The following is a 1,652-nucleotide window of genomic DNA, read 5'->3' on the forward strand; positions in this document are numbered from 1 at the left end:
GTAACTACTCAGCTGTGAGTTTTTACAAAAAATAAAAAATAGCCAAATAGAGGGAGTTTTCAACATTTTTGTTGAAGGCTCCCTTTCTATTCAACTACTGGTAACATAATTTCACATAAATCAAATATACTCTTTAGCGCTGCATATTGAGTTTGTCCATTTTTCTTCATTGTAGCAATATATCCTCTTATTCTACAATAAATTTGACTTCCTAATTCACTTCTAAATGCTCCTTGGATTTTACTCTTTATCTTCACATTCCTCACTTCTCGTTCTGCTGCATTGTTGGTAAAAAGCTTTACGTTTCTTTCTTCAAAAAATCTTAAAACATCTTCATACCTACTCAATCTTTTCAAAAGATTAAATGCTTTACTACGCCTTTTTTTAGTTTCTAGTATATCTGTTTGATAGTAAGCTTTTTCCTCTTGTTTACTTGCCTCAATTAAAGATGCATATCTTTCATAAATTCTTCTTTCTTCTTCCTGGGAAATCTCTTCTTTTTTCTCAATTCTTTCTTTTAAATTAAGAATAAATTCCCTTATTTTAGCTGGAAATTTTAAGTTAGTATTGTCTTCTATACTTTGAAGTTCTCTTAAAAAATGTGCCCAACATAAAGAATGTAGAATCTGAGGATAGCAATCATAAGCATACCAACAATCATGCGATAAAATTCCACTAAATTTAGGTAAAACACCAGCTTCTTCTATTGCTTTTTTTCCTCTATTAGGATGAGAAGTAAGAACTGTATAATTCTCATTTGAGCAAGAGTGAATCCAATGATTTTTCCCATTAATTTTAGTACCTGTTTCATCTGCATGAAGAACAGTAACTTTTTTTAATTCATCTTTAAAGAAATTTTCTACTTTCTCAAGAGAAGTAAATGCTTTTTTAAGAGTATTTGCAATAGTTCCTTGACTTAAATTTATACCGAAGATATCTTTAAGGAATTCTTGAATTTTATTATATGGAAGTGCATGATAAATATTTAAATTTGTAATCAAAGCTCTGATATTAGCGCCATATTGAGTTGGGTTAGTTACATTACTTGGAAATTCTGAACTAACCTTCTTTTTACAATGAGGACATGTTTTAACTTGTGAACGATATTCAGTGATAAGAACATTGATATTTGGAATATCAAAAACTTGTCTAGTTTTAACGTCTTCGATTTCAGTGTCTTTTAATGTAGAACTACAATGAGGACAAGAACATAGTTCAAGATCTACAACGAAATCAGGATTATTAGTTTTATCAAGGGTAGAACCTTTATGACCTTTTTGTCCACCAGAAGGTTTATTGCTTTTCTTTCTAAGAGACCTATCTTTTTTTTTAACAAATCTATCAGAAGAAGGAGGAAGACTACTATTAGAACTATTCATATTAAGCTTAGCTTTAAGCATAGCATTTTCCTCTCTAAGTAATTTGTTTTCTTTTTCTAATTCTTCAATTCTAGCTAAAGCTTTAGCTAATTGAAGTTTAAGTTCAGCGATTTCACGTAACAAATCTTCAACTTTAATTTCCATAAAGGTTCACCTCCTTGCTTGTTAAGTTTTTACTTAAATAGTATAGCATATTTTTGAACGCAAAAAAAGACCTTCTTCAAAATTTTTTGAAGAAAGTCTTAAATTTCTACATCAGACCTGAGTAGTTAC

Annotated in this window: 1 protein-coding gene; it reads right to left on the reverse strand. The window is 29.7% G+C overall.

Going from position 1 to position 1,652, the window contains the following annotated elements; genetic code table 11:
* Positions 1–86: 86 nt before the first annotated feature.
* Positions 87–1,523 (reverse strand): IS66 family transposase, encoded by a 1,437-nt coding sequence (tnpC, locus tag ABNK64_RS11010; protein WP_291255746.1) that lies wholly within the window; start codon positions 1,521–1,523, stop codon positions 87–89.
* Between the last annotated feature and the right edge of the window lie 129 nt (positions 1,524–1,652).

It is taken from the genome of Fusobacterium sp. SYSU M8D902 (genome assembly GCF_040199715.1).
Classification (GTDB): Bacteria; Fusobacteriota; Fusobacteriia; order Fusobacteriales; family Fusobacteriaceae; genus Fusobacterium_A.

Bases quoted from the DNA above. Each gene is read 5' to 3' on its own strand.
- tnpC (WP_291255746.1), bottom strand. From the start codon at position 1,523: ATGGAAATTAAAGTTGAAGATTTGTTACGTGAAATCGCTGAACTTAAA.